The organism is Aeromonas sp. s6, assembly GCF_040907815.1.
In the GTDB taxonomy this organism is placed as follows: Bacteria; Pseudomonadota; Gammaproteobacteria; order Enterobacterales; family Aeromonadaceae; genus Aeromonas; species Aeromonas caviae.
In genome coordinates this window covers 1-23614 of record NZ_JBFOCN010000048.1, presented here as the reverse complement: position 1 = coordinate 23614, position 23614 = coordinate 1, and the positions used below count along the sequence as shown (strand labels likewise).

The 23614-nt window shown below is 62.5% G+C and carries 24 protein-coding genes; 16 read left to right on the top strand and 8 right to left on the bottom strand.

Annotated elements, in window-relative coordinates; translation table 11 throughout:
* Window positions 1-209 precede the first annotated feature (209 nt).
* Entirely contained in the window at window positions 210-848 is a 639-nt protein-coding gene (leuE, locus tag AB5Y50_RS07015) for a leucine efflux protein LeuE (protein WP_069784761.1), read from the bottom strand.
* Window positions 849-1059: 211 nt separating this feature from the next.
* Between leuE and AB5Y50_RS07010 the strand changes: the two genes are divergently transcribed.
* Entirely contained in the window at window positions 1060-2280 is a 1221-nt protein-coding gene (locus tag AB5Y50_RS07010; protein WP_069784762.1) for an MFS transporter, read from the top strand.
* Between the two features lie 224 nt (window positions 2281-2504).
* Here the strand turns inward: AB5Y50_RS07010 and AB5Y50_RS07005 are convergent, their stop codons facing one another.
* Together AB5Y50_RS07005 and ftnA are read right to left on the bottom strand one after the other, a co-directional pair.
* The gene (locus AB5Y50_RS07005) at window positions 2505-3689 is read right to left on the bottom strand and encodes an NAD(P)/FAD-dependent oxidoreductase (protein WP_053287975.1); all 1185 of its coding nucleotides are present in this window, start codon (window positions 3687-3689) and stop codon (window positions 2505-2507) included.
* Between the two features lie 162 nt (window positions 3690-3851).
* Window positions 3852-4376, bottom strand: coding sequence for a non-heme ferritin (gene ftnA / locus AB5Y50_RS07000; RefSeq protein ID WP_010672333.1), 525 nt, complete (start codon window positions 4374-4376; stop codon window positions 3852-3854).
* Window positions 4377-4585: 209 nt separating this feature from the next.
* Here ftnA and AB5Y50_RS06995 point away from each other — a divergent pair, with 209 nt between their 5' ends.
* A complete protein-coding gene (locus tag AB5Y50_RS06995; protein WP_041214204.1) occupies window positions 4586-6370 on the top strand; it encodes a GGDEF domain-containing protein in 1785 nt (594 codons plus the stop codon).
* 18 nt (window positions 6371-6388) lie between these two features.
* Here AB5Y50_RS06995 and fabV read toward each other — a convergent pair whose 3' ends face one another.
* Window positions 6389-7576 carry an enoyl-ACP reductase FabV gene (gene fabV, locus AB5Y50_RS06990; RefSeq protein WP_319882758.1) on the bottom strand — a complete coding sequence of 396 codons (1188 nt, stop codon included), beginning with the start codon at window positions 7574-7576 and terminating at the stop codon, window positions 6389-6391.
* Window positions 7577-8029: 453 nt separating this feature from the next.
* Between fabV and AB5Y50_RS06985 the strand changes: the two genes are divergently transcribed.
* Together AB5Y50_RS06985 and trpS are read left to right on the top strand one after the other, a co-directional pair.
* On the top strand, window positions 8030-8464 hold the full coding sequence (locus AB5Y50_RS06985; protein WP_010672329.1) for a universal stress protein: 435 nt from the start codon (window positions 8030-8032) through the stop codon (window positions 8462-8464).
* A 191-nt stretch (window positions 8465-8655) separates the two neighbouring features.
* Window positions 8656-9669 carry a tryptophan--tRNA ligase gene (gene trpS / locus AB5Y50_RS06980; protein WP_319882757.1) on the top strand — a complete coding sequence of 338 codons (1014 nt, stop codon included), beginning with the start codon at window positions 8656-8658 and terminating at the stop codon, window positions 9667-9669.
* On the opposite strand, the gene AB5Y50_RS06975 is transcribed toward trpS, so the two are convergent.
* Window positions 9648-10622, bottom strand: a complete 975-nt coding sequence (locus tag AB5Y50_RS06975; RefSeq protein ID WP_041212089.1) for a LysR family transcriptional regulator — start codon at window positions 10620-10622, stop codon at window positions 9648-9650. The two genes, trpS and AB5Y50_RS06975, sit on opposite strands and share 22 nt — an antisense overlap.
* 91 nt (window positions 10623-10713) lie before the next feature.
* Between AB5Y50_RS06975 and AB5Y50_RS06970 the strand changes: the two genes are divergently transcribed.
* Window positions 10714-11613 (top strand): DMT family transporter, encoded by a 900-nt coding sequence (locus tag AB5Y50_RS06970; RefSeq protein ID WP_010672326.1) that lies wholly within the window; start codon window positions 10714-10716, stop codon window positions 11611-11613.
* Window positions 11598-11759, top strand: a complete 162-nt coding sequence (locus AB5Y50_RS06965) for a hypothetical protein (protein WP_010672325.1) — start codon at window positions 11598-11600, stop codon at window positions 11757-11759. Before AB5Y50_RS06970 ends, AB5Y50_RS06965 begins: the two co-directional genes overlap by 16 nt.
* Window positions 11760-11864: 105 nt before the next feature.
* On the opposite strand, the gene AB5Y50_RS06960 is transcribed toward AB5Y50_RS06965, so the two are convergent.
* A complete protein-coding gene (locus AB5Y50_RS06960) occupies window positions 11865-12335 on the bottom strand; it encodes a DUF6314 family protein (protein ID WP_029313393.1) in 471 nt (156 codons plus the stop codon).
* 42 nt (window positions 12336-12377) lie between these two features.
* On the opposite strand from AB5Y50_RS06960, the gene AB5Y50_RS06955 reads away from it, so the two are divergent.
* The gene (locus AB5Y50_RS06955) at window positions 12378-13232 is read left to right on the top strand and encodes a carboxylate/amino acid/amine transporter (RefSeq protein WP_053287971.1); all 855 of its coding nucleotides are present in this window, start codon (window positions 12378-12380) and stop codon (window positions 13230-13232) included.
* Window positions 13233-13295: 63 nt separating this feature from the next.
* On the opposite strand, the gene AB5Y50_RS06950 is transcribed toward AB5Y50_RS06955, so the two are convergent.
* Window positions 13296-14159: a sensor domain-containing diguanylate cyclase gene (locus AB5Y50_RS06950; RefSeq protein ID WP_039040669.1), complete on the bottom strand. Its 864-nt coding sequence runs from the start codon at window positions 14157-14159 to the stop codon at window positions 13296-13298.
* A 239-nt stretch (window positions 14160-14398) separates the two neighbouring features.
* Window positions 14399-15112, bottom strand: a complete 714-nt coding sequence (locus tag AB5Y50_RS06945) for a 3-deoxy-D-manno-octulosonic acid kinase (protein WP_010672321.1) — start codon at window positions 15110-15112, stop codon at window positions 14399-14401.
* A gap of 138 nt (window positions 15113-15250) precedes the next feature.
* Here AB5Y50_RS06945 and AB5Y50_RS06940 point away from each other — a divergent pair, with 138 nt between their 5' ends.
* From AB5Y50_RS06940 to AB5Y50_RS06900, 9 genes are all read left to right on the top strand, one after another.
* Window positions 15251-16351 carry a glycosyltransferase family 9 protein gene (locus AB5Y50_RS06940; protein WP_043153783.1) on the top strand — a complete coding sequence of 367 codons (1101 nt, stop codon included), beginning with the start codon at window positions 15251-15253 and terminating at the stop codon, window positions 16349-16351.
* 256 nt (window positions 16352-16607) lie between these two features.
* The gene (gene gmk, locus AB5Y50_RS06935; protein WP_043153719.1) at window positions 16608-17234 is read left to right on the top strand and encodes a guanylate kinase; all 627 of its coding nucleotides are present in this window, start codon (window positions 16608-16610) and stop codon (window positions 17232-17234) included.
* A 79-nt stretch (window positions 17235-17313) separates the two neighbouring features.
* Window positions 17314-17589: a DNA-directed RNA polymerase subunit omega gene (rpoZ, locus tag AB5Y50_RS06930; RefSeq protein WP_005307060.1), complete on the top strand. Its 276-nt coding sequence runs from the start codon at window positions 17314-17316 to the stop codon at window positions 17587-17589.
* 135 nt (window positions 17590-17724) lie between these two features.
* Window positions 17725-19842 carry a bifunctional GTP diphosphokinase/guanosine-3',5'-bis pyrophosphate 3'-pyrophosphohydrolase gene (gene spoT / locus AB5Y50_RS06925; protein ID WP_039040667.1) on the top strand — a complete coding sequence of 706 codons (2118 nt, stop codon included), beginning with the start codon at window positions 17725-17727 and terminating at the stop codon, window positions 19840-19842.
* A 107-nt stretch (window positions 19843-19949) separates the two neighbouring features.
* Window positions 19950-20681: a tRNA (guanosine(18)-2'-O)-methyltransferase TrmH gene (gene trmH, locus AB5Y50_RS06920; protein ID WP_216944887.1), complete on the top strand. Its 732-nt coding sequence runs from the start codon at window positions 19950-19952 to the stop codon at window positions 20679-20681.
* A complete protein-coding gene (locus AB5Y50_RS06915) occupies window positions 20681-21346 on the top strand; it encodes a CatB-related O-acetyltransferase (RefSeq protein WP_042882094.1) in 666 nt (221 codons plus the stop codon). The genes trmH and AB5Y50_RS06915 overlap by 1 nt, the downstream gene beginning before the upstream one ends.
* Window positions 21343-22383 carry an alpha/beta fold hydrolase gene (locus AB5Y50_RS06910; RefSeq protein WP_290437824.1) on the top strand — a complete coding sequence of 347 codons (1041 nt, stop codon included), beginning with the start codon at window positions 21343-21345 and terminating at the stop codon, window positions 22381-22383. Before AB5Y50_RS06915 ends, AB5Y50_RS06910 begins: the two co-directional genes overlap by 4 nt.
* Before the next feature lie 103 nt (window positions 22384-22486).
* Window positions 22487-23290, top strand: coding sequence for a Cof-type HAD-IIB family hydrolase (locus AB5Y50_RS06905; RefSeq protein ID WP_201972530.1), 804 nt, complete (start codon window positions 22487-22489; stop codon window positions 23288-23290).
* Between the two features lie 129 nt (window positions 23291-23419).
* Window positions 23420-23614: transposase domain-containing protein (locus AB5Y50_RS06900; protein WP_368162519.1), on the top strand; the 195-nt coding region annotated here is incomplete at its 3' end.

Genomic DNA, 23614 nt, shown 5'->3' with positions numbered 1-23614 from the left:
ATAACACGGTAGGGGTACCGTTTTGTTATCCGGTTTGAAGCCGTATGACCACTCCCTTTTGTGGGCAACTGTCAGGTGAATACCATCTCCATACACATTGTCTAAGAGTGGCTCCCTTTATATGTTTGATTGACAGAACAGCCGGGGACGCCCGGCTCTCTCCATCTATTAACAGCAATCATGTTCACGAAATAGGCTAATTGATTGGGTCAGGAGGAGAGCGTCGCCAGCCTGGCCGCAAACCCCATGAAGAAGAGGCCGATAAGGCCGTTGCCGAGACGGGCCGCCGTCTGGCGCTGACGGAAAAAGCGGGCCATCAGGGTACCGCCGAAGATCAGCAGGGTCAGGTAGACGAAGCTCATCGTTTCCAGCATGCCAGCCAGCACCAGGTAGGAGATCCAGGTGTGGGCATAGCTGAAGTCGATGAACTGCACGAAGAAAGAGACGTAGAACAGGATCGCCTTGGGATTGGTGAGGCTCAGGGTGAGGGCCTTGGTAAAATAGCGCTCACCGGGATCCATCTCGGACGCCGGTCCCGCCTTTTTGGCGATGAAGTTCGCGTGCAGGATCTTCACCCCCAGATAAAGCAGATAGATGGCGCCCAGATAGCGCACCAGGGTAAAGAGCAATGGGGTGGTGCGAATGAGGGACGCGATCCCCAGATAGGCGCAGAAAATGAGGATGGCATCGCCGACGAAGACGCCGAGGGCGGCGCGATAACCCGGGCCTATGCCGCGCACGGCACCGGTTCGCAGCACGTAGAGGGAGTTCGGGCCTGGGGCAATGATGATGAAGAAGAGACCGACCAGATAGGTCCAGACGTTGATGACACCCAGGCTTTCGAACATGTTCCCTCCATGGCGGGTGATGGGCCGGATAGCGGCGGCAGGCCTTCTATACTAATCCGCCCCGCGCCAAGCACAAGATCTGACCAGCCATCCACACGCCGTCAGCATGAACGGCCTGCGCGCCACGCGAACGCAATCCGGGCGTTCGCCCACTTTGGTTATGTCCAGATACGCCGGGATAGGGCATGGTAGAGGGAGTGATCCCCCAGCCATGGACAAGACCTTGAGTACCGACACCCCGATCACCGCCCCGCCCGCGGTTGACAACCCGACTACCACCGCTTATCCGGTGATCGCCGCCATCAGCTTCTCGCACCTGTTGAACGACATGATGCAGTCGGTACTGCTGGCCATCTATCCCCTCCTGAAGCTGGGGCTCGATCTGTCGTTCACCCAGATAGGTCTCATCACCCTCACCTACCAGTTCACGGCCTCGCTGCTGCAACCCCTGATTGGCCTCTATACCGACCGCAGACCCATGCCCTACTCCCTGCCTCTGGGCATGGGCTTCACGCTGGTGGGGCTGCTCTACCTGTCGCAGGCGGGCAGCTTTGGCGCCGTGCTGTTGTCGGCCATGCTGATCGGCATGGGCTCCTCCGTCTTCCACCCGGAATCCTCCCGGGTCGCCCGCATGGCGGCCGGCAACCAGCCTGGTCTGGCCCAGTCTCTGTTCCAGATCGGCGGCAATCTGGGATCGGCCATCGGCCCCCTGCTCGCGGCGCTCATCATAGTGCCGAAGGGACAGGGCAGTGCCGCCTGGTTCTCGTTGTTCGCACTCATCGGGGTCATCGTGCTCAGCTTCGTCGGCCGCTGGTCCAGCCACCATGCCGCCAGCTTCCATCGGCGGATGAGGGCCCATGCTGGCACCGGCCTGAGCCGCCGCCAGATTGGCTGGTCACTGGCCATCCTCGGTCTGCTGATGTTCTCCAAGTTCTTCTACATGGCCAGCCTGAGCAGCTATTACACCTTCTACCTGATGGACAAGTTCCACCTGTCGCTGGAGAGCGCCCAGCTCTATCTGTTCGCCTTCCTGTTTGCCGTCGCGGCGGGGACCGTGCTCGGCGGGCCACTCGGCGATCGCATCGGTCGCAAGCGGGTGATCTGGATCTCCATCCTCGGCGTCGCTCCCTTCACCCTGCTGCTGCCCCACGTCGACCTGTTCTGGACCTCGGTGCTGTCGATCGTCATCGGCCTCATCCTGGCGTCGGCCTTCTCCGCCATCCTGGTCTACGCCCAGGATCTGGTACCCGGCAAGGTCGGCACCATTTCCGGCCTCTTCTTCGGCTTCGCCTTCGGCATGGGAGGGATAGGGGCCGCCCTGCTGGGCAGATTGGCCGATGCCACCAACATCGAAACCGTCTATCAGGTCTGCGCCTATCTGCCCCTTATTGGCCTGCTGACCGCCTTCCTGCCCAATATCAGGAGAGGCTAGAGGCCAAGCGGCAGCCAGCGACCGACCATAAAAAACGCGGCCTGAGCAGGCCGCGTCTGGTTCCATCACTCGGGCCGCCTGACACGGCCATATCCGCTCGGACTCATCCGCCGAGCCTCTTTGTCAGCAATACGGCCTCTCCCCAGCCCGACGACCGGGCCCACTGGAAGTTGTCACCCGAGAGGCCGCTGACGGGGCCATTCACCGCAGGGCCGCGGCATTCCTCAGCAGTACTGGCCTGCCACCCAGCCCGACGACCAGGCCCACTGGAAGTTGTAACCACCGAGCCAGCCGGTCACGTCCACCACTTCGCCGATGAAGTAGAGGCCGGGCACGGTGCGCGCCTCCATGGTCTTGGAGGAGAGCTCGTTGGTATCCACTCCCCCCAGGGTCACTTCAGCGGTGCGATACCCTTCGGTGCCGTTGGGCAGGATCTGCCAATCCCCCAGCAGGGTGGCCACCGCCTCCAGCTCCCGTTCGTTGTACTGGCGCATCGGCTTGCTCACCAGCCATCCCAGCTCCACCAGCTTGTCGACGAAGCGCTTGGGCAGCTCGCGCCCCAGCACGGTTTTCAACTCCTGGGCAGGATGGGCCTGGGCCCAGGTCTTCAGGGTCTCTGGAATGTCGAGATCCGGCAGCAGGTTGATGTGGATCTTCTCCCCCGCCAGCCAGAAGGAGGAGATCTGCAGGATGGCGGGGCCGGAGAGGCCGCGATGGGTGAACAGCATGGCCTCCTTGAAGCGGGTGCCATCCTCGGCGGTCACCGCCACCGGCAGGCTGACCCCCGCCAGATCGGCGAAGGCCTCCTTGTCGGCCTGATGCAGGGTAAAGGGCACCAGCCCGGCGCGAGTCGGCAGCACGGTGAGGCCGAACTGCTCCGCCAGCTTGAAGCCGTAAGGGGTAGCACCGAGTTTCGGCATGGAGAGGCCGCCGGTGGCGACCACCAGCGACGAGCAGGCGATCTCCCCCTTGCTGGTGTCGAGCACGAAGCCTTCATCTGTCTTGCTGACGGTGAGGATCTCGGTCTGGAACTGCAGGGTCACGCCAGCCCAGTCGCACTCGGTCAGCAGGATGTCGACGATATCCTTGGCGCTGTCGTCGCAGAAGAGCTGGCCCAGGGTCTTCTCGTGGTAGTTCAGGCCATGCCTGTCCACCAGATCGATGAAATCCTGCTGGGTATAGCGCGCCAGCGCCGATTTGCAGAAGTGGGGGTTGGCCGAAAGGAAGGCATGGGGACCCGCCTGATGATTGGTGAAGTTGCAGCGACCGCCGCCGCTGATGAGGATCTTGCGGCCCGGCTTCTTGGCGTTGTCGAGCACCAGCACGGAGCGACCCCGGTAGCCAGCCTGGGCCGCACACATCAATCCGGCCGCCCCGGCACCGATCACCACCACATCCACCTGTTTCATCGTCACTCACCCATCAAAAGAAAAACGGCCCCTTTACCTTAAAGGACCGTGATTGTACCCGGCAGACACCAGCACAGCGGTACAAGGACACCTGCAAATAGAAAACGGCCCCTTTACAAGGGGCCGTCATTGTACTGACTGAACACTAAGTGTCCACGACTATCAGGCGTTGCCGTCCATGATGCTGGCCGGGGCGCCCTTGGCCAACTCGGCCAGCTCCTTGTCGATGAAGTAGAGGCCCTTGCCATCCTCGCCCACCAGGCTCAGACGGTCGACGATGCTCTTGAACAGCTTCTCCTCTTCGTGCTGCTCGGCCACGTACCACTGCAGGAAGTTGAAGGTGGAGTAATCCTGGGTGGTGAAGGCGACGTGGGCCAGACCGTTGATGCACTTGGTGATGTGATACTCGTGCTCCAGGGTGGTGCGGAAGATGTCACCCAGGGACTTGAATTCGTGGGGAGGCGCTTCAATGGCCCCCAGCACCGGCATGGCACCGGTCTCGCTCACGTAGGTGAACAGGCGCTCCATGTGCTGGCGCTCCTCGACCGCATGCTGGCGCAGGAAGGTGGCGGCCCCCTCGAAGCCCTTGTCCTCGCACCAGGCGCTCATCTGCAGGTAGAGGTTGGAGGAATAGAATTCAAGATTAATCTGCTCGTTCAACTTCTCGATCATGGCTTTGGCCAACATGATGATTCTCCACTGTGATTTGCCCACGATTGTCGCCACTGTTGCATCCTGACGCAACCAGAGACAACCGACGCACCCCGCAGTTGCGACGACTTTTCACCTCATCCTCTCCCCCATACGGTTATAGAGAAGCAAAGAAACATGGTGTAGGTGACATCAGCCATTATGATGGCGCCATTGGTCGGGGAAAGGATTCAATGAGATTCATAATGGCACTGGCGCTGCTCTGGATGACCCAGTTGCAGGCAGCTCCCTCCTTGCTGAAAGAGGCTGAATTGCAGGCGGCGCGCGATCCCGTCGGCTATCTGCAGCGCCTCGACGCCAGTCCCCAGCAGGATATGGAACTGTTCTACGCCAGGTCCCTGGCCCAGGCAGCCCTAGGCCGCTATCCCCAGGCACAGCGCGACAATGCCCGCGCCCGGGGTCTGGCCAATGCCCAGCAGGAGACCCTGCGCCTGCTCGACTTCCGGTTGCAGCAGATTGCCCTGACCCTGGATGCCGATACGCCGGATCAGGCGCTCGAGCTGCTCACCCAGCTCTGGCCGGCGGTCAGGCATCACCCCAGGCAGGTCTCGGAGTGGCATGCCCTCAACGGGCTCGCCCTCTACCGTACCCAGCAGATGAAAGAGGCGATCCTCGAGCTCAAGACAGCCTATCACCTCAAGCAGAAAGAGCCGGGTTCCATCCTCTCCACCTTGCAGTGCGGCCGTCTGCTGATGACCCTCGGCAACCTCTATGCGGACCTCAATCTCTACCGTGAGGCCGAGACCTATTATCAGGATGCCCTCGGCCAGATGGTGCAGCTCAACGAACCCAACAGCCAGGCCATCATCCGGGCCAACATGGCCAGGCTCTACATCGACATGGGCCAGCCTGCCAGAGCCAGCCAGTTGCTCGATACCCTGCTGGCCACGCCGAGCCTGTCACCCCACTATCGCGCCATCGTCCTCGGCTACCAGGCCATGGTGTTCAACGCACGGGCGGACTGGCACGCCGCCTGGCGCAGCCTGGAGGAGGCACAAGCTATCTATGACAGGCTGGATAGCCCGCAGGCGGCCTCCCGTCTGACCGAGATCAGGGCAAGAACCCTGCTGGGTCGTGGCGAGAAGCAGCTGGCCCTGCAACTGCTGATGGAGCACACCGCCCCTCTCTCCATGGATGGTCGGGCGATGCAGGCCAGGTTACTGGCCGATCTGGGCCGCTACCCCGAGGCCTACGGGGCCATGACCCGCTACATGCAGTACTACAAGCAGCACTTCAACCAGACCCTGAGCCAGCACGCGGCCGCCTTCCAGGTCGAGATGGATCTGGCTCGCAGCGAGGCCAGCAATCGCGCGTTGCAGCAGGAGAACGAGAGCAAGCGCCAGCAACTGCTCTACCAGCAGAGTGCCCGCTACTACCAATTGCTGCTGCTGGTGCTGCTGGCCGTCGCCCTGATCCTGCTCGGGCTCACCACCCGCAGGCTCCACCGCAGCTCGCGCCACCTCTACAAGCTCGCCACCTTCGATCAGCTGACCGGGCTGCCCAACCGGCGCGCCCTGCTGGAGAGACTGGGTCAGCAATGGCTGCACGAAACGCCCCTGACCCTGCTCATCATCGACATCGATCACTTCAAGCAGATCAACGACAAGCATGGTCACCAGGCGGGGGATCAGGCTATCCGGCAGTTGGCCAGGGAGCTCAAGAGCTGGGCACCGGACCAGCAGTTGATCGGGCGCTGGGGCGGGGAAGAATTTCTGGTGGCCATGACCCAGGACGGGGCCACCTGCTGGCGGCTGGCGGAGCAGCTGAGAAGCCGGATCGCCTACCTGGCGGCCCCCCACATGACCATCAGCATCGGGGTGGCGGAACGCTCGACGCAGGATGACAGCCTGAGCCAGCTCATCCATCGGGCCGACATGGCCATGTATCAGGCGAAGCGCCAGGGGCGCAACCAGACCGTGCTGGCCCAGTCTCCCCACCTTTCCCCTGAACTGGCCTGCAACGTCGCCTGATGCCCCCTCGTGCGGGTGTCAGGGCGTCAGCTCAGTGAGTGACGCCACGTTCACCGGCGCACCGTAATCCACTCCCGGCAGTTCGAAGCCGTTGAGCTGCATGAACTCCTGGCGCAACCCGGCAAAATCCCCCAGGGTGCGGAAGTTCTCCGGCGTCACCTTGGGCCAGAGCGCCGAGACGGCGGCCTGCACCGCTGGCTCAAGCTCGTGGTCATCCATCCGGATCAGCCGGTTGCCATCGGCGACAACCCCTCTGGGCCCGTACATCTTGTCGGCAAACAGCCGCTGCATCTGCTCGATGCAGCCCTCGTGGACACCACGCTCCTTCATCACCCCCATCAACAGGCCCAGATAGACAGGCAGCACCGGAATAAACACGCTCGCCTTGGTCACCAGCGCCTTGCAAACCGACACCCAGGCATGACCGCCAATCCCGGCAAGTTGCAGGTTGATGGTCTCGGCGGTGGCGTGCAGGTGCTCCTTGGCATAGCCGATGGTGCCGTCCCGATAGAGGGGATAGGTGGACTCGGGGCCGATATAGGAGTAGGCAACGGTCCGGGCGCCGGGGGCCAGGCAATCCGCCTGCTGCAATGCCTGCATCCAGCGCTGCCAGTCCTCTCCCCCCATCACGGTGACGGTGTCGCGGATCTCCTCCGGGGTGGCTGGCTCCAGCGACTGCTGCACCAGCGCATCGTGCTCCAGATCCAGCCCCCAGCCTTGCAGCGGCTGGCCTGTGGTCTTGAGCACCGAGCGTACCTGTGTGCCATCCGGCATCACCCTGACTCCGCTCGCCAGCGAATAGACCACCAGATCCACCTGCCCGAGCTGCTGGCGGATGACGTCGATGGCCTGCTGGCGCATGGTGTCGGAGAAGGCATCCCCGATCAGGTTGACGGCGATACGACCGGCTTGCTCCGCCGCCTGACGAAACCAGATGTTGTTGTACCAGCCAGCACTGCCGAGCCCCTTGTCGGAGGGACCCCGCTCGAACGAGACGCCCAGGGTATCGGCCCCGGCGCCGAAGGTGAGCGCGATCCGGGACGCCAGCCCGAAACCGGACGATGCCCCCAGCACCAGCACCCGTTTCGGCCCGTTGAACGGCCCCGCCGCCCGCACCTGTTCGATCTGTTGCAGCACGGCGGCGCGACAACCCATGGGGTGGCAATTGCGGGCAACACAACCCTGGATCTGGGGATGAATGATCATGAAGGACTCTCCGGTGCATCGGTGGGACATGAGAAACGGCCATGACAGCGTCACCCGGTTGCAGGTGAGGAGCCCTGGCCAGTTTTGCCAAGGGAACTGGCTACAGCATAACCAAGGGGGGCGGGATTACCTTGATGTCGGACGGGATATGGACTGGAAGAGGGCAGAAAAACAAAAGGGAGCGCGAGGCTCCCCAAAGCGGTATTCAGATGCTTTTTGTTGTTTTGTGTTCATTGCGAAGCACGGGCACATCCTATTCCCCCACCTTCCCGAGGGCAATAGCACGCCTGTGACCGGCGTCAAACTCCTGTTCAAAATATGCACTCCCCGGCCACCTGCACCTCTACGCCTTCCGGTTCGGGGTCAGGCAAATCCTGAAACTGTGGCGACGATGCCGTTTTAGTTTCAGCAGACATTGGTATAGTGGACCCAGGATCAGTGAGGAGAACTCCCATGAATGGAACCTATTACAAACACGTACTGGCCGCGATCGACCTGTCGGAAGACAACCGCAAGGTGATCGAGAAGGCGGTCGACCGGGCCCGCTCCAACGGCGCCAAGCTGTCGGTGATCCATGTGGATGTGGATCTCAAGGATCTCTACACCGAGATGATCGACATCGACATCGACAACGTGCAGGACCAGGTGATCGCCGAAGCGAAGGAGAAGCTGGAAGCCTTCCTCGCCTCGGTGGACTACCCCATCGAGAAGAAGCTGGTCATCTGCGGCGATCTGAGCGAGCGGGTCAACCAGGCGGTCAAGGACTACCAGATCGACCTGCTGGTGTGCGGCCATCGCCAGAGCTTCTGGAGCCTGCTCACCTCGAGCGCACGCCAGCTGATGAATACCGTGCCCTGCGACATGCTGGTCGTGCCCTTGCAGAAGTGATCGAACAGGCGTAGTGTGATTTGCCATGAATATGACCTCATTCAATCACAACTACTGGTGGTGCTGCTTCTAAACAGGCGGCATTGCTTTTCTATGTAAAATTTCCCAAAGAAAACACCGTGACCGCCGAGAGGCGGTCATTGTTTTCATCCCTATGTCGCCTCCCGGCTCACCCAACTGGAGAGAGTGACATGCACAACCCCGTGATCCTGACCGGCGACCGCCCCACCGGCAAACTGCACATCGGCCACTACGTCGGCTCCCTGCGCCAGCGCGTGGCCGCCCAGCACCATTACCGCCAGTTCGTCATGATCGCCGATCTGCAGGCGCTGACCGACAACGGCCACAACCCGGCCAAGGTGACCGATCACGTGCTGGAGGTGATGGCCGACTACCTGGCCGCTGGCCTCGACCCCGCCAAGACCACCTTCTGCCTGCAGAGCGCCCTGCCCGCCCTCGCCGAACTCACGACCTACTACCTCAACCTGGTCAGCGTCGCCCGGCTGGAGCGCAACCCCACCGTCAAGGCCGAAATCCAGCAAAAAGGGTTCGAGCGCAGCCTGCCCGCCGGCTTCCTGATCTATCCGGTCAGCCAGGCCGCCGACATCACAGCCTTTCGTGCCACTCACGTGCCGGTGGGCGAGGATCAGCTGCCCATGCTGGAGCAGACCAACGAGATAGTGCGCCGCTTCAACACCCTGGTTGGCAAAGAGGTGCTGACCGAGTGCCAGCCCATCCTGAGCGACACCGGCCGCCTGCCCGGCATCGACGGCAAGGCCAAGATGTCCAAGTCCCTTGGCAACACCATCGAACTCGGCATGTCGAGCGACGAGATCAAGGAGGCGGTGTTCGCCATGTATACCGACCCCAATCACCTCAAGGTGAGCGATCCAGGTCAGGTGGAGGGCAATACGGTGTTCGCCTATCTGGATGCCTTCCACCCTGACAAGGCCCTGGTGGCCGAGATGAAGGCCCACTACCAGCGCGGTGGTCTGGGGGACATGCGCTGCAAGCAGGTACTCAACGACTGCCTGCAGACCCTGCTCGCTCCGATGCGGGAGCGGAGCGAGGCAGCCATCGCCGACAAGCGCCAGCTGCTGCGTCTGTTGCAGCAGGGTACCGAGCAGGCCCGGGCCCTCACCGACGAGGTGCTGGCCGAGGTGAAGGGGGCGATGGGGCTGGACTACTTCTCCGGATTGGCGTGATCTGCCCCCTGCGGCGCGGGATGGCCGAGCGCATCCGCGCCGTAGCGCTCCCTCGCCAGCCGGTGCAACAACCCCTTGAACCAGCCGATCGCCTCGTCATGGGCACTGAGCGGGTGGCCCGCCATCAGGTAGACGATGGGGATGGCGGGTTCCAGCTGGTGCAGGCGCAACGGATAGTGGCGACAGAAGTGGCGCCCGATCATCTCGGGCACCACCACCAGGTAGCGGCCGGTCGCCATCAGCGGCGGTACCGCCATAAAGCTCGGCAGCCTGACCCCCAGCTCCCGCTCCACCCCGAAACGGGCCAGCCAGAGATCCACCATGGCCTGGCTGTGGCCCCAGCTGGAGGTGTGGATGTGGGGCCGGCTGACCAGTTCTCCCGGCCCCAGCATGTCGGGCAGAGCGCTGCCGAGGGGAGACAAACAGACCAGCGGATTGCTGAACCACTCCTCGCGCCACAACCGGGGCGAGAGGTGGTTGGCACCGGCAAACCCGATCACCAAATCCAGTTCCCCCTTCTCCAGCTCCCGCTCGTAGTCGCTGTCCGCCAGCTCGCACACTTCCAGTCGGCAGTGGGGAGCCTGCTGCACCATCCACTCCACCAGCACCGGCACCAGGCCGTGCTCCACCGAGCCCGGGGTGGCGATGCGAAAGATCCGCCGCGCACTTGCCGGGTCGAATCCCTTGGCCTGACGCAGCCCCTGCTCCAGCATGGCCAGCGCCTGGCGCACCGGGCTCGCCAGCGCCTTGGCCCGTTCGGTCGGCATCATCTCGCGCCGGCTCATCACGAACAGCGGGTCATCCAGCGCCTGGCGCAAGCGCCCCAGCGCATGGCTGACGGTGGACTGGGAGAGGTGCAGCCGTTCGGCGGCACGGGTGACGTTGCGCTCCTGCATCAGCATGTCGAACACGGTGAGCAGGTTGAGGTCGAGGCGGGAGAGGGGCAGTTCCATCGATATTGGCCATAGTTGAATGACGACAATTCATTTTTGGCATAGTAGCAGATTGCATAGAATGCGCAGGCGAATTACATCGGAGATTCAAATGCGTAGCTATCTGTTGTTGCTGGCGATCGGCCTGTTGTGGGGCTCCCAGTTCATTTTCATGCACCAGGCCGTGGCTGAACTGCCCCCCATCATGGTGGCCGCCGGACGCGCCCTGTGCGGCAGCCTGACCCTGGGTCTGCTCTGCCTGTTCATGCGCCTCAAGAGTGAACACACGCCCTGGCGAACCTATATGCTGATCGCCCTGCTCGACGCCACCATCCCCTTCATCATGGTGGCCTGGGGACAACAGTATGTGGACAGCGCCATCGCGGCCGTGGTCATGGGTTGTATCCCCTTTGTGACCATTCTGGCGGCACCCTTGTTTATTTCTGGTGAAAGAATCACCAAGGGCGGCCTCGTCTCCGTGATCATCGGCTTCGTCGGCGTGCTGGTACTGTTCTGGCCCAAGCTGACCAGCGGCATGAATGCCGGCCTGCTCGGTGCCATGGCCATCCTGTTCGGTGCCAGCTGCTTCGCCATCGGCCTGCTGATGATCAAGCGCTTCGCCAAGGACCATCCTGTGGTCGTGGCCCGCAACATCCTGATCTCCTCGGCCATCCAGCTGCTGCTGGCCGCGCCCTTCGTGGCCGACCTGAGCAGCCTCACCCTGCCGAGCCAGCAGGCCATGGGCGCCGTCGCCATGCTGGGGATCTTCTGTACCGGCCTGGTCTACTTCCTCTACATGGCGCTGATCCAGAAGGCGGGCCCGACCTTCGCCTCCTTCAGCAACTACCTGGTGCCGCTGTTCGGCGTCATGCTGGGAGCCCTGTTCCTCGGCGAGCAGATCCAGTCCACCACGGGCGTGGCGCTGGCCCTTATCCTGGGTTCGGTCGCCCTCAACCAGTGGGCACAGCAGCGCCGCCAACAGCGGGAGGCTGCCCTATGTCAGGCATCCTGACCACCCTCTGCGGCGGTCTGGTACTGATAGCCGGCTGGCAGTATCGCCACCGGCTGGCCGGGGTGCTGGGTCTGCTGATGGTGCTGCTGCCCTGGTTCTTCGACAGCAAGCTGCAAGCCATGCTGAACTATGCACTGAATGCCTGAAGACCCTCTCTGCGTGTGTGACGAGAGTGTATCTCTCCTGTTTTTGGGACCGTTTTAACAAAACCTCCGATTTGTCCCCTCTACCGGCGCCCTGCGCCGGTTTTTTTATCTCTGCGCCTCTGGTCCGTAGCGATAACTCAACCGCTCGTTCTTGCGCGGCCCCGTTATCTGCCAGGCGAGCAGGAAACCCTCGCCGGTTTCGGTCAGCTCGGCGCTGTAGTGATCCTGCCCGCACAGGTGAGGCTCGGCCGTGACCCAGTGCCCGTCCCCCCGGGGCAACAGCTCGAACAGCATCACCGGCTGCTCGTAGCGCAGGTGGGAGAGCATGATCCCCCGTGCGGTGCGCTGCCACCAGAAGCGGTTGTGCATGGTCAGCTCCCGGCCATGGGGCGTGGTGTAGCGACCCGTCTCGGCATACAGCCACCCCCCATGGTGATCGGTCACCACCACGGCACCCTCCCCGCGACCGCACCAGTCGGTGGCGGATCCGGCCCCGTTGCTCGCCTCGAAGGCAAATGCTCCGATCTGTGACAACCCTTCCCATAAACGCTGGATCGCGCCTTCCAACTCGGCCATCATAGCGCCCTCCAAATTGACAACTGACGACAATTCAATCACATGAACTACTTGATAGGGGTTACCCTGCTCTGGTCCTTCTCCTTCAGCCTGATCGGGGTCTACCTTGCCGGTCAGGTGGATGCCTACTTCTCGGTACTGACCCGCATCGTGCTCGCCAGCCTGGTGTTTCTGCCCTTCCTGCGCCGTCGCTGGCTGCGCCCCGATCTGGTGGCCAAGCTGATGGCCCTCGGTGCCATCCAGCTCGGCATCATGTATCTCTTCTACTACCACTCCTTCCTGCTCTTGACGGTACCGGAAGTGCTGGTGTTCACCATCTTCACCCCCATCTATGTCACCCTGATCCACGACCTGCTGGAAGGGCGCTTCAAGCCTGTCTATCTGTGGGGGGCCCTGCTGGCGGTGCTGGGGGCGGCCGTCATCCGTTTCGACGGCCTGACCGAAAACTATGTACTGGGATTCCTGGTGGTGCAGGGCGCCAACGTCTGCTTCGCCCTGGGCCAGGTAGGCTACAAGGTGCTGCTGGCCCGGGAGGCTGAGCAGCCGCCCCAGCTGGCGGTGTTCGGCTGCTTCTATCTGGGCGCCCTGGTGATCGCCCTGCCCGCCTGGTGGCTGCTGGGCAAACCTCAATATCCCGCCAGCTCCCTGCAATGGGGCATCCTCTTCTGGCTGGGGGTCGGGGCATCCGGGCTCGGCTACTTCCTGTGGAACAAGGGGGCGACCCTGGTCAGCAGCGGCGTGCTGGCCATCATGAACAACGCCTTGATCCCCGCGGGTCTGCTGGTCAATCTGGTGCTCTGGGGAAAGGATACCGACCTGCTCAGACTCGGTCTGGGCGCCCTGCTGATGCTGGCTTCCCTCTGGGTCTGCCAGCGTCAGCAGGTCAGTGAGCGCTGACTGAAAACCATTGACGCTGATGGGTCCATCGGCGTCAATGGGTTCGCGGACAGTGACTGGCCGTCAGCCGACCACGGCGTTGTGTTCCCGCTTCGCCTGACCGTGGCAGGAGGCCAACCGGGCCAGCAGGTGATCGAGCTGCTCGGCACTCTGGCTCTGCACCAGGCCGATGCTCACGGTCACCGGACGCTGGGGCAGCAGGCTGGCGTCGGCGATCTCGAGCCGCAGCCGCTCGGCAATCTCCAGGCCGCTCAACCGATCGGTCTGGGAGAGCATCAGAATGAAGCCGTCTTCGTCCCAACGGGCGAAGGGATCTTCCCGACGCAGCTCGCGGCGCACGATGCGGGCCAGCTTGGCCAGCATGGCGTCGCAGGCCGCCTCCCCGAACAACTGCAGGATCTTGCTGCGGTGATCCACGCTGAACTGCAGCAGACAGAAACTGCCGCTCTCGCTGGCCAGCCGTTCATCCAGCAGCAGCTCGAAGTGGCTGCGGCTCTCGAGGCCGGTGAGGGGATCCGTGTCGTGGCGATCCTCCAGGGGCGCCATGGCGGCATCCAGATGGCGAACCACCCCCAGCAGTTGACCTCCTTCGTCGCGACGGACCCGCTCCTCCAGCCGGATGTAATGGCCCTGATGGTGCAGGATGCGGTACTCGAGTCGAAGCCCGTTACTGCGCCCTTGCTGGCAGGCCTCCAGGGCCTCTGCCAGACGGGGAGCATCATCCGGATGTACCCGATCCAGCCAGCCGAGATCCCCCAACTCGCCCCCCTCCAGGCCCAGCAGTTGCAGACAGGAAGGGTCCCGCCTCAGACCCTGCCCGGCCGACCAGGTCCAGATCCCGGCCTCCAACATCGCCATGGCCTGTGCCATCAGCGTCACCTCAAGGGGAGTGGTGACCTCAACCCCGGGAGTCTCATACCTTTCCATCACGCGCCTCGAAACCGGATCTGAATATCTGTCCAAGCAATCACACTCAATAAGTAACATTGGTGCTGGCGCCGAGCAACCGCGCCAGCATCGCTGGCCTCGCACCTCTCGCCTCTGGTGGTCCGCCATCAGGGCTTGCCAGCCTCCAGCTACGAAGTGAAGCCCGACGTCACGCCACCTTGCCCTGATAGCCTGCCATCAGGGCCTGCCAGCCTCCAGCTACGAAGTGAAACCCGACGTCACGCCACCTTGCCCTGATAGCCTGCCATCAGCGCCTGCCAGTTCTCCGGCACGAAGTGGAAGCTGGTGTGCAGTTGCGACTCCTTGTTGAAGGAGCGCAGCAACCGCTCCAGGTTGGCCTGCTGCCAGTTGCCGGGGGAGCGGATGGCTCCTTTGTCGAAGTCGATCACCCACACCTTGCCCTCCTTGTCGAGCAGCAGGTTGTGGCTGTTGAGATCCGCATGATAGACCCCTGCATCGTGCAACTGGCGCACCGTTTTGCCTATCTTGTGCCACACCTCACCGGCGATCGGCCCCTGCTTGAGCAGGGCCACCAGATCCTTGGCGCCGCGAATGCGCTCGATCAGGATGTCGGCCCGATAGAAGGGTCCCTGCTTGACCATGCGGGCCGCAAAGGGGCGCGGCACCGGCAGCCCCTGTTCACTCAGGGTCGCCAGCAGACGATATTCAGCCATGGCCCGGCTGCTCTCCACCCCCTCAAACCAGAACCGGTCACGCACCAGCTTGCCCACCATGCCGCCACGGTAGTAGTGACGCAGCACCAAGTGGCGGGATTCATCCTTCACGAACCAGGTCACCCCGCGACCGATGGAAGAACCTACCACCTGGCGATGGGTCTGCCACCAGACAGGATCGAACAAGGCAGGGGAAGGATCGCGGAAGACTCCGTCGGCATACCAGCAGACCTGGTTGTGGGTGGTGTGTGTCAGCATGATGAGAATTCCGGTCGATAGTGGGTGCAGGGCATCCATTCAGAAAGCCGTGCCGGTCGGGCAACCGGCGCAATTTTACAATCCACAGGGGAGTTTGCATAATGCCATCCATCCATTTTGCCATCGTTGCGCCACATCATGCCGCTGTTCCAAACGCCGCCCTCCTCCATCTGCATCCTGCGGCTCTCCGCCATCGGAGATTGCTGCCACGCGCTGGCGCTGGTGCGCGTCATCCAGCGGGAGTGGCCCCAGACCCGCATCACCTGGATCACTGGCAAGATTGAGGCGACCCTGTTCGCCGATCTGCCGGGGGTCGAGGTCATTCCCTTCGACAAGAGCAAGGGGTGGCGCGGCTATCGCGATCTCTGGCAGACCCTCAAGGGGCGCAGGTTCGATGCCCTGCTCCACCTGCAGGCCGCCATGCGCGCCAGCATCGCCACCCTCGGCATCAAGGCCAAGGTCAAACTCGGGTTTGATCGGGAGCGCGCCAGCGACGGTCAGTGGCTGTTCACCAACCATCGGGTCCCCTCACCCGCCTCCCCCCACGTGCTGGACGGCTTTCTCGCCTTCGCCAAAGAGCTCGGGATAAAGGATCTGACCCCGGACTGGCAACTGCCCATCAGCGCCGAGCACCAGGCCTGGGCGAAGGAGAAAATTGGCGGAAAGCCGACCCTGCTCATCTGCGCCGCTGCCAGCAAGGCATTCAAGAATTGGACTGCCGCCGGCTATGCCGCGCTGGCGGATCACGCCGCAGACAAGGGCTTTCAGGTCTATCTGTGCGGCGGACCAGCCAGGCTGGAGCGGGATCTCGCCGCCGAGATCCAGCGCCTCAGCCAGAGCAAGCCGGCAGATTTGGTGGGGCAGACCAGCCTCAAGCAATTGCTGGCGCTGATTGGCGAGGCGAGCCTGGTGCTGGCCCCGGATACCGGCCCTGCCCACATGGCTACCCTGGTGGGGACACCCGTGATCGGCCTCTACGCCCACCACAACCCGGAGCGTACCGGACCCTATCTGTGCCGGGATTATCTGGTCAGCGTCTATCAGGAACTGATTGAGCAGGAGACCGGCAAGCCGCTGGCCGAGCTCGGCTGGCGCACCCGCCTCAAGGATCCGGACGCCATGGCCAAGATAAGCCGCGAGCGGGTCATCGCCGCCTTCGACCGCCTCTGTACCGACAAGCATCTTCTACCAACCCAGGGCAACTCGGAAATTCCGAGCCCTGGCGCAGGGATAATCTGATGGCCCGGCCCCGGCTCCGTGGGCAGAATGGCCCTCTATGCGGGTAACGCCCGCACAGCAAGCTACGGATATTTTGATCGGCTGGAATATGATTCCGGCCGTTTTTTTATCCGCCCCCATCTGCTAAGATTCGCCGCCTTTACATCCTCCTGACTCTGATTCCTCCGCGCATTGCGAGCAACCGTCTCCCTTATCGGGCACAAGACGGCGGCCTCTGCTACAACCAAAGCGCGGATCATCGCTTAAAGGTACAGACATGGCGCAACAAGGCACTCTCTATATCATCTCTTCCCCGAGCGGGGCCGGTAAGTCCAGCCTGCTCAATGCCTTGCTGACCCAGCACAACGCCGCCAGCAAGATGCAACTCTCGGTCTCCCACACCACCCGCGCCACCCGTCCCGGTGAAGAGCACGGGGTGCACTACCACTTCGTCCAGGTGGAAGAGTTCAAGGCGCTGATCGAGCGCGGTGACTTTCTGGAGTGGGCAGAAGTCTTCGGCAACTACTACGGCACTTCCCGCGCCGCCATCGAGGCCTGCCTGGCGCAGGGCATCGACGTCTTCCTCGACATCGACTGGCAGGGTGCCCGCCAGATCCGCGAACAGATGCCGACCAAGTCCATCTTCATCCTGCCTCCCAGCCGCGAGGAGCTGGAGCGCCGCCTGATCGGCCGCGGCCAGGACAGCGCCGAGGTGATCAAGGGCCGGATGGAGAAAGCCATTGCCGAAATGGTGCACTATGACGAGTATGACTATGTCATCATCAATGAAGACTTTGAGCTGGCACTGTTCCAGCTCAGGGCCGTCATCGAGTGCCAGCGCCTGGAAATGCGTCAGCAACAGCAGGCCCAGCAAAACTTGCTGAAACAGCTACTGGCAGAGTAAGCCAAAAACAAGTAAACTTTTGCGTCATTTTTAAACACTGCTTTTTCAATCACAGAAAGCCCAAACACTGGAGTCCCGCATGGCCCGCGTTACTGTAGAAGATGCTGTAAAACAGGTAGGTAACCGTTTTGACCTGGTGCTGGTCGCCGCGCGCCGCGCTCGTCAAATCGCGGTACAAGGCAAGGATCCCCTGGTCGACGAAGAGAACGACAAGCCGACCGTGATCGCCCTGCGCGAGATCGAACTGGGTCTGGTCAACAACCAGGTGATGGATACTCAGGACCGCTACGAGCAGCAAGAGCAGGAAGCCGCCGAGCTGGCTGCCGTTGCTGCCATCGCAGAAGGTCGCGGCTAAGTCAGTCGCCTCCCATAGTCGGCGCCCGCCCGGGTGCCGGCTGTTCTCCCCATTTACAACCGCTCGAAAACCTCGCAAACTCGAGGGCATACCCTCAATTTCACGGATTGCCGTTTAACCGCTGCGGGGACTGTCTTGTATTTATTTGAAAATCTTAAAGAAATAGCCAGTTCCTACCTGCCACCCGAGCAGGTTGAGAAGCTCAGGCAAGCCTATGTGGTAGCCCGTGATGCTCACCAGGGACAGATGCGTTCCAGTGGTGAACCCTACATCACTCATCCCGTTGCCGTGGCCCGCATCCTGGGCGACATGCGCCTCGATCACGAGACCCTGATGGCTGCCGTGCTGCACGACGTCATCGAAGATACCCCTGTCACCAAGGACGATCTTGCCGAGCAGTTTGGCAACGCCGTCGCCGAGCTGGTCTCCGGTGTCTCCAAGCTCGACAAGCTGAAGTTCCGCGATCGCAAGGAAGCCCAGGTCGAGAACTTCCGCAAGATGATGATGGCCATGACCCAGGACATCCGGGTCATCCTGATCAAGCTGGCCGACCGCACTCACAACATGCGTACCCTCGGCTCCTTGCGACCGGACAAGCGCCGCCGCATCGCCCGGGAAACCCTCGAGATTTTCGCCCCCATCGCCAACCGCCTCGGTATTCACACCATGAAGAACGAGCTGGAAGAGCTCGGCTTCGAGGCGCTCTACCCCATGCGCTCCCGGGTACTGCGGGAATCGGTACGCCGCGCCCGTGGCAACCGGCGCGAGATCATCGACTCCATCCAGAGCGAGATTGAGGGGCGTCTGCGGGAAGCCGGCATCGATGCCCAGGTAAGCGGACGCGAGAAGAACCTGTTCTCCATCTACAACAAGATGGAGAAGAAAGAACTGCAATTCCACGAAGTGATGGATATCTATGCTTTCAGAGTGAGAGTGAAAGACATAGACACCTGCTACCGGGTGCTTGGGCAGATGCACAGCCTCTACAAGCCGCGCCCCGGTCGCTTCAAGGACTACATCGCCATCCCCAAGACCAACGGCTACCAGTCCCTGCACACCTCCCTGGTGGGCCCCCACGGGGTACCGGTGGAGGTGCAGATCCGCACCGAGTTCATGGACCAGATGGCCGACAAGGGCGTCGCCGCCCACTGGGCCTACAAGCAGGATGGGGACAGCTCGGGCACCACGGCCCAGATCCGCGCCCAGCGCTGGATGCAGAGCCTGCTGGAGCTGCAACAGAGCGCCGGCAGCTCCTTCGAGTTCATCGAGGGAGTCAAGACCGACCTCTTCCCCGACGAGATCTACGTCTTCACACCGGAGGGCCGCATCATGGAGCTGCCCGCCGGCGCCACCCCGGTGGACTTCGCCTACACGGTGCACACAGACATCGGTCATGCCTGCGTCGGTTCCCGGGTCGACCGCCACCCCTATCCGCTGAGCAGCCCGCTGCACTCCGGTCAGACGGTGGAGATCATCACGGCCCCCGGCGCCCGCCCGAACGCGGCCTGGCTCAACTTCGTGGTGACCACCAAGGCGCGCTCCAAGATACGTCAGTTCCTCAAGAACCTGCGCACCGAAGAGTCCGTGGTGCTGGGCCGCCGCCTGCTCAACCATGCCCTCGGCGCCAAGAACATCGAAGACATCCCGGAAGCCCGCGTCAAGCAGGTGCTGGCCGATACCAAACACGAGAACCTGCAGGGGCTGCTGGCCGACGTGGGCCTTGGCAACGCCATGAGCGTCATGGTGGCACGCCGCATGCTGGGAGATGAACTGCCGCCGGAAGAGCAGCCCAAATCCACCAGCAAGAAGATGCCGATCAAGGGGGCCGACGGCATGCTGGTCACCTTCGCCAACTGCTGCCGCCCCATCCCGGGGGACGCCATCATCGCCCACATCAGCCCAGGCAAGGGACTGGTGATCCACCAGGAGTCCTGCCGCAACATCAAGGGCTACAGCCGCGAACCGGACAAATACCTGCCGGTGCAGTGGGAGGTGGACAAGGAGCAGGAGCAGGAATTCCGCACCGGCATCAGCATCGAGATCGTCAACCACCAGGGCGCCCTGGCGGAGCTGGCCAACGTGATTGCCGCCACCGGCGCCAACATCCACGCCATCAGCACCGAAGAGAAGGATGGCCGGGTCTATGTGGTCACCCTGCTCATCACCACCAAGAGCCGGATCCACCTCGCCAACATCATGCGCAAGATCCGGGTCATGCCCAACGTGCTCAGGGTGAGCCGACAGAAAAACTGAACACAGGCGGCGCAAGCCGCCTGCTGCTTTTCAAGAGATACCCAGGGCCCCATGCCGCAAGCCACCAGCCTTGTTGCATGCACCGGCCTCACGACATAGAAACCGACATGACTCCTGAACGCTTCAAACGCATTTCCGACATGCTGGCCCAGCGCCAGCTCGACCTGACCGTCTGCATGGAAGAGGTTCATAAACCTCACAACCTGGCCGCCATCGTGCGCACTGCCGATGCCATCGGCATCCACCGGGTGCACGCGGTCTGGCCCAAGAGCTGGATCCACAAGCGCAAGGGCACCGCCCGCGGCAGCCAGAACTGGGTGGACGTGAAGCTGCACCCGGACATCGGCAGTGCCGTGACCGAACTCAAGGCCTCCGGCATGCAGATCCTGGCGACCCACCTCTCCGACAGCTCCGTGGACTTTCGCGCCATCGACTACACCAGACCCACCGCCATCCTGGTGGGCCAGGAGAAGCACGGCATCGGCGAAGAGGCGCTGGCCCTGGCCGATCACCATATCGTCATCCCCATGGTGGGCATGGTGCAGTCCCTCAACGTCTCGGTGGCCGCCGCCGCCATCCTCTACGAGGCCCAGCGCCAGCGCGAACTGGCCGGCTGTTATCAGCGCGGCTGCCCACTCACACCCGAAGAACAGAACACCATCTTGTTCGAGGGGGGCTATCCCGTCTATGCCCAGCTCTGCAAGGAGAAAGAGATGCCCTACCCCCAGCTCGGCCCGACCGGCGAGATCCTGGCGGACGAACGCTGGTGGCAGCAGATGCAGCTGACCCGCAAAGGATGGGCCGCACAACAGGAAGAAGATGAATGGCAGGATCAGTGATGGAAAATCCGTTCGGCAGCTGGCTGGAATCCCAGGTCATACGGGATCATCTGACCAACCCCAATATCGAGGCCGGGGAATACAGCTATTACTCCGGCTACTACCACGGCAAGCCGTTCGAGGATCATTGCGTGCGCTACCTGCTCGGCGATGGCTCGACGCGGGAGTCCTGGGACAGTGGCCAGTGGGGTAAGGAAGTTGACCGTCTGATCATCGGCAAGTTCTGCTCCATCGCCTCCGGCGCCACCTTCATGCTGGCGGGCAACCAGGGTCACCGGATGGACTGGGTTTCCACCTTCCCCTTCGATGCTGCCCGCTTCGGTGACGGCGTGCAGGACGGTTTTCTGCGCAAGGGAGACACCCGGATCGGCAACGATGTCTGGATCGGCTCGGAAGCCATGATCATGCCCGGCATCACCATCGGCGATGGCGCCGTCATTGCCACCCGGGCCGTGGTCACCCGGGATGTGGCCCCCTACACCATAGTGGGCGGCAACCCGGCCAGACCGATCCGCCCCCGTTTTGACGAGGAGCAGGTCGCCATGCTGCAAGCCATGCAGTGGTGGGACTGGCCGCTGCCCCGCCTGCAAGCCGCCATGCCCCTGCTCTGCTCGAACGATATCACTGCGCTCTACCACCACTGGCGCGAGGAGCTTGCCCGATGAAACCTGCCTCCCTTTCCCTGCTGGCCCTGACCCTGTTTTCTGCCGGAGCCCTTGCCGTGAGCAATCCTTACCAGCTGACCACTGAAGCCAACGTTCCCGCCCTCTATCAGCAGACCCTGCCCGACTTCTGGCGCCAGCATGCCGTCGAGGGGGAGTTCCAGGGCAAGGACGGGGTCACCCTCCGCTATGCCGCCCTGCGCCAGCCCAAGATCGATCGCGCCATCCTCATCGTCAACGGCCGGGTCGAGAGCTACCTCAAGTATCAGGAGCTGGCCTGGGATCTCTGGCGCCAGGGTTACAGCCTCTACCTCATCGATCATCGCGGCCAGGGAATGTCAGACCGCATGCTGGCCGACAAAGAGAAGGGGTATGTCGACCAGTTCGACGACTATGTCGCCGATCTCAAACAGTTTCATGATGAAGTGATCGCCCAGGACCAACCCGCCAAGCTGTTCCTGCTGGCCCACTCCATGGGGGGGGCCATCTCGGCCCGCTATCTGGAACGCTGGCCGAACGACATCCAGGCGGCGGTGCTCTCCTCCCCCATGATGGGCATCAACCTCGGCGGCCTGCCCAAGTGGCTGGCCAAGGGGCTGGCGGCCACCATCGGCACGGTCGGCGGCTGGGTGGGCGAGCCCCCCTACGGCCCGGGTCAGGGACCCTATGAGGATCACGGCTTTGCCGACAACGAGCTGACCCACAGCACGGCGCGTTATCAGGCCTTCCGCCAGATCTACGAGCAGCATCCCCAGGTCAGGCTGGGGGGCGCCACCGCCCACTGGATCCATCAGGCCATCACAGGATCGGACGCGGCCGTAGCCGACGCCGGCGCCATCAAGACGCCGCTGCTGCTGCTGCAGGCCGGCGAGGACAGCGTGGTGGACAACGCCGCCCAGGAGGCCTTCTGCGCCAAGGCCCAATGTGAAGGGGGCAAGCCGCTGCGCATCGACGGGGCCTGGCACGAGCTCTTCATCGAGGCGGATCCCCAGCGCCAGGCCGCGCTCAATGCGACCCTGGCCTTCTTCGCGCGCTACTGACGCGACCAGAAGGGGCTGGTTATTTTTTGGATCCCTAAATAAATGGGGTGACGGCAGACGCTGGGGTACACTCCCCCGGCGTTCAATTGAAGTCGAGGTAATGATGTTCAAGGTAGTTGTGTCCGATCTCGATGGTACCCTGCTCAACGGGCAGCACCAGATCTCCTCCCGCACCCGGGATACCCTGCACCGCCTGGTCGACCAGGGCGTCAAGTTCGTGGTCGCCACCGGCCGTCACCATGTGGATGTGCGCAGCATCCGCGATGCGCTGGGGCTGGATATCTACCTCATTACCTCCAACGGCGCCGTGGTACACGACAAGCAGGATCAACTGGTCTACAACCAGGCGCTACCGAGCACGGTGGCGGCCGAGCTGATCGCCATGGACCGCGACCCGTCCATCCACATCAACGTCTACTACGGCGACGAGTGGCTGGTGGAAGAGGAGCTGCCCTGGTTGCTGAAGTTCCATCACGACTCCGGCTTCAGCTACCGTCTGGCGGATCTCGCCAGCCACCCGATGGACAGGGTCAACAAGGTGTTCTACATCGGCGACCACGACAAGCTGCTGAAGATAGAGGCGCACCTCAACCAGCAATATGGTGATCGACTCAACGTCACCTTCTCCCTGCCTGACTGCCTCGAGGTGATGCATGCCGGTGTGCACAAGGGTAATGCCGTGCGCGCCGTGCTGGAGCAGCACGGCCTGGAGATGTCACAGGCCGTGGCCTTCGGCGATGGCATGAACGACTTCGAGATGCTGAGCATGGTGGGCCGTGGCGTGGTCATGGGCAACGCCCATGATCGCCTCAAACTGGCCCTGCCAGAGCACGAACAGACCCTCACTTCCGATGAAGATGGCGTTGCCGTCTATCTGGAGAAACTGTTCGCCTCCCAGACCCGCTGATACGGTACCCCCATCGCGGATCGAAAAAGGGTGGCCCATGTGGCCTAATGCCGATCAGTTAAGGATCCATTGACCGATCCTCAGGCTGTGTAAGAATCCGAAACTCCTTGTTGGGTTTCGGATTTTTTTATGCGTATCGACCAAGCTCTCGACTTCATTCACGCCTGTCCTCCCGGAAAGTTTGAGTCCCTGTCTGACCTGCTGTCACCTGAACTGGTGCAGGCTTGCTTGGCCGAGACGGGCTCCGTCTCCTTGCGCCGACGGCGCATGCCCATGGAGCGGGTGCTATGGGCCATTATCGGGATGTCCTTGTTTCGTCATGTC

What these genes read in the sequence shown, in the direction of transcription:
- leuE (WP_069784761.1), bottom strand. Translation starts at nt 848, where the DNA reads ATGTTCGAAAGCCTGGGTGTCATCAACGTCTGGACCTATCTGGTCGGT.
- AB5Y50_RS07010 (WP_069784762.1), top strand. Translation starts at nt 1,060, where the DNA reads ATGGACAAGACCTTGAGTACCGACACCCCGATCACCGCCCCGCCCGCG.
- AB5Y50_RS07005 (WP_053287975.1), bottom strand. Translation starts at nt 3,689, where the DNA reads ATGAAACAGGTGGATGTGGTGGTGATCGGTGCCGGGGCGGCCGGATTG.
- ftnA (WP_010672333.1), bottom strand. Translation starts at nt 4,376, where the DNA reads ATGTTGGCCAAAGCCATGATCGAGAAGTTGAACGAGCAGATTAATCTT.
- AB5Y50_RS06995 (WP_041214204.1), top strand. Translation starts at nt 4,586, where the DNA reads ATGGCACTGGCGCTGCTCTGGATGACCCAGTTGCAGGCAGCTCCCTCC.
- fabV (WP_319882758.1), bottom strand. Translation starts at nt 7,576, where the DNA reads ATGATCATTCATCCCCAGATCCAGGGTTGTGTTGCCCGCAATTGCCAC.
- AB5Y50_RS06985 (WP_010672329.1), top strand. Translation starts at nt 8,030, where the DNA reads ATGAATGGAACCTATTACAAACACGTACTGGCCGCGATCGACCTGTCG.
- trpS (WP_319882757.1), top strand. Translation starts at nt 8,656, where the DNA reads ATGCACAACCCCGTGATCCTGACCGGCGACCGCCCCACCGGCAAACTG.
- AB5Y50_RS06975 (WP_041212089.1), bottom strand. Translation starts at nt 10,622, where the DNA reads ATGGAACTGCCCCTCTCCCGCCTCGACCTCAACCTGCTCACCGTGTTC.
- AB5Y50_RS06970 (WP_010672326.1), top strand. Translation starts at nt 10,714, where the DNA reads ATGCGTAGCTATCTGTTGTTGCTGGCGATCGGCCTGTTGTGGGGCTCC.
- AB5Y50_RS06965 (WP_010672325.1), top strand. Translation starts at nt 11,598, where the DNA reads ATGTCAGGCATCCTGACCACCCTCTGCGGCGGTCTGGTACTGATAGCC.
- AB5Y50_RS06960 (WP_029313393.1), bottom strand. Translation starts at nt 12,335, where the DNA reads ATGGCCGAGTTGGAAGGCGCGATCCAGCGTTTATGGGAAGGGTTGTCA.
- AB5Y50_RS06955 (WP_053287971.1), top strand. Translation starts at nt 12,378, where the DNA reads ATGAACTACTTGATAGGGGTTACCCTGCTCTGGTCCTTCTCCTTCAGC.
- AB5Y50_RS06950 (WP_039040669.1), bottom strand. Translation starts at nt 14,159, where the DNA reads ATGGAAAGGTATGAGACTCCCGGGGTTGAGGTCACCACTCCCCTTGAG.
- AB5Y50_RS06945 (WP_010672321.1), bottom strand. Translation starts at nt 15,112, where the DNA reads ATGCTGACACACACCACCCACAACCAGGTCTGCTGGTATGCCGACGGA.
- AB5Y50_RS06940 (WP_043153783.1), top strand. Translation starts at nt 15,251, where the DNA reads ATGCCGCTGTTCCAAACGCCGCCCTCCTCCATCTGCATCCTGCGGCTC.
- gmk (WP_043153719.1), top strand. Translation starts at nt 16,608, where the DNA reads ATGGCGCAACAAGGCACTCTCTATATCATCTCTTCCCCGAGCGGGGCC.
- rpoZ (WP_005307060.1), top strand. Translation starts at nt 17,314, where the DNA reads ATGGCCCGCGTTACTGTAGAAGATGCTGTAAAACAGGTAGGTAACCGT.
- trmH (WP_216944887.1), top strand. Translation starts at nt 19,950, where the DNA reads ATGACTCCTGAACGCTTCAAACGCATTTCCGACATGCTGGCCCAGCGC.
- AB5Y50_RS06915 (WP_042882094.1), top strand. Translation starts at nt 20,681, where the DNA reads ATGGAAAATCCGTTCGGCAGCTGGCTGGAATCCCAGGTCATACGGGAT.
- AB5Y50_RS06910 (WP_290437824.1), top strand. Translation starts at nt 21,343, where the DNA reads ATGAAACCTGCCTCCCTTTCCCTGCTGGCCCTGACCCTGTTTTCTGCC.
- AB5Y50_RS06905 (WP_201972530.1), top strand. Translation starts at nt 22,487, where the DNA reads ATGTTCAAGGTAGTTGTGTCCGATCTCGATGGTACCCTGCTCAACGGG.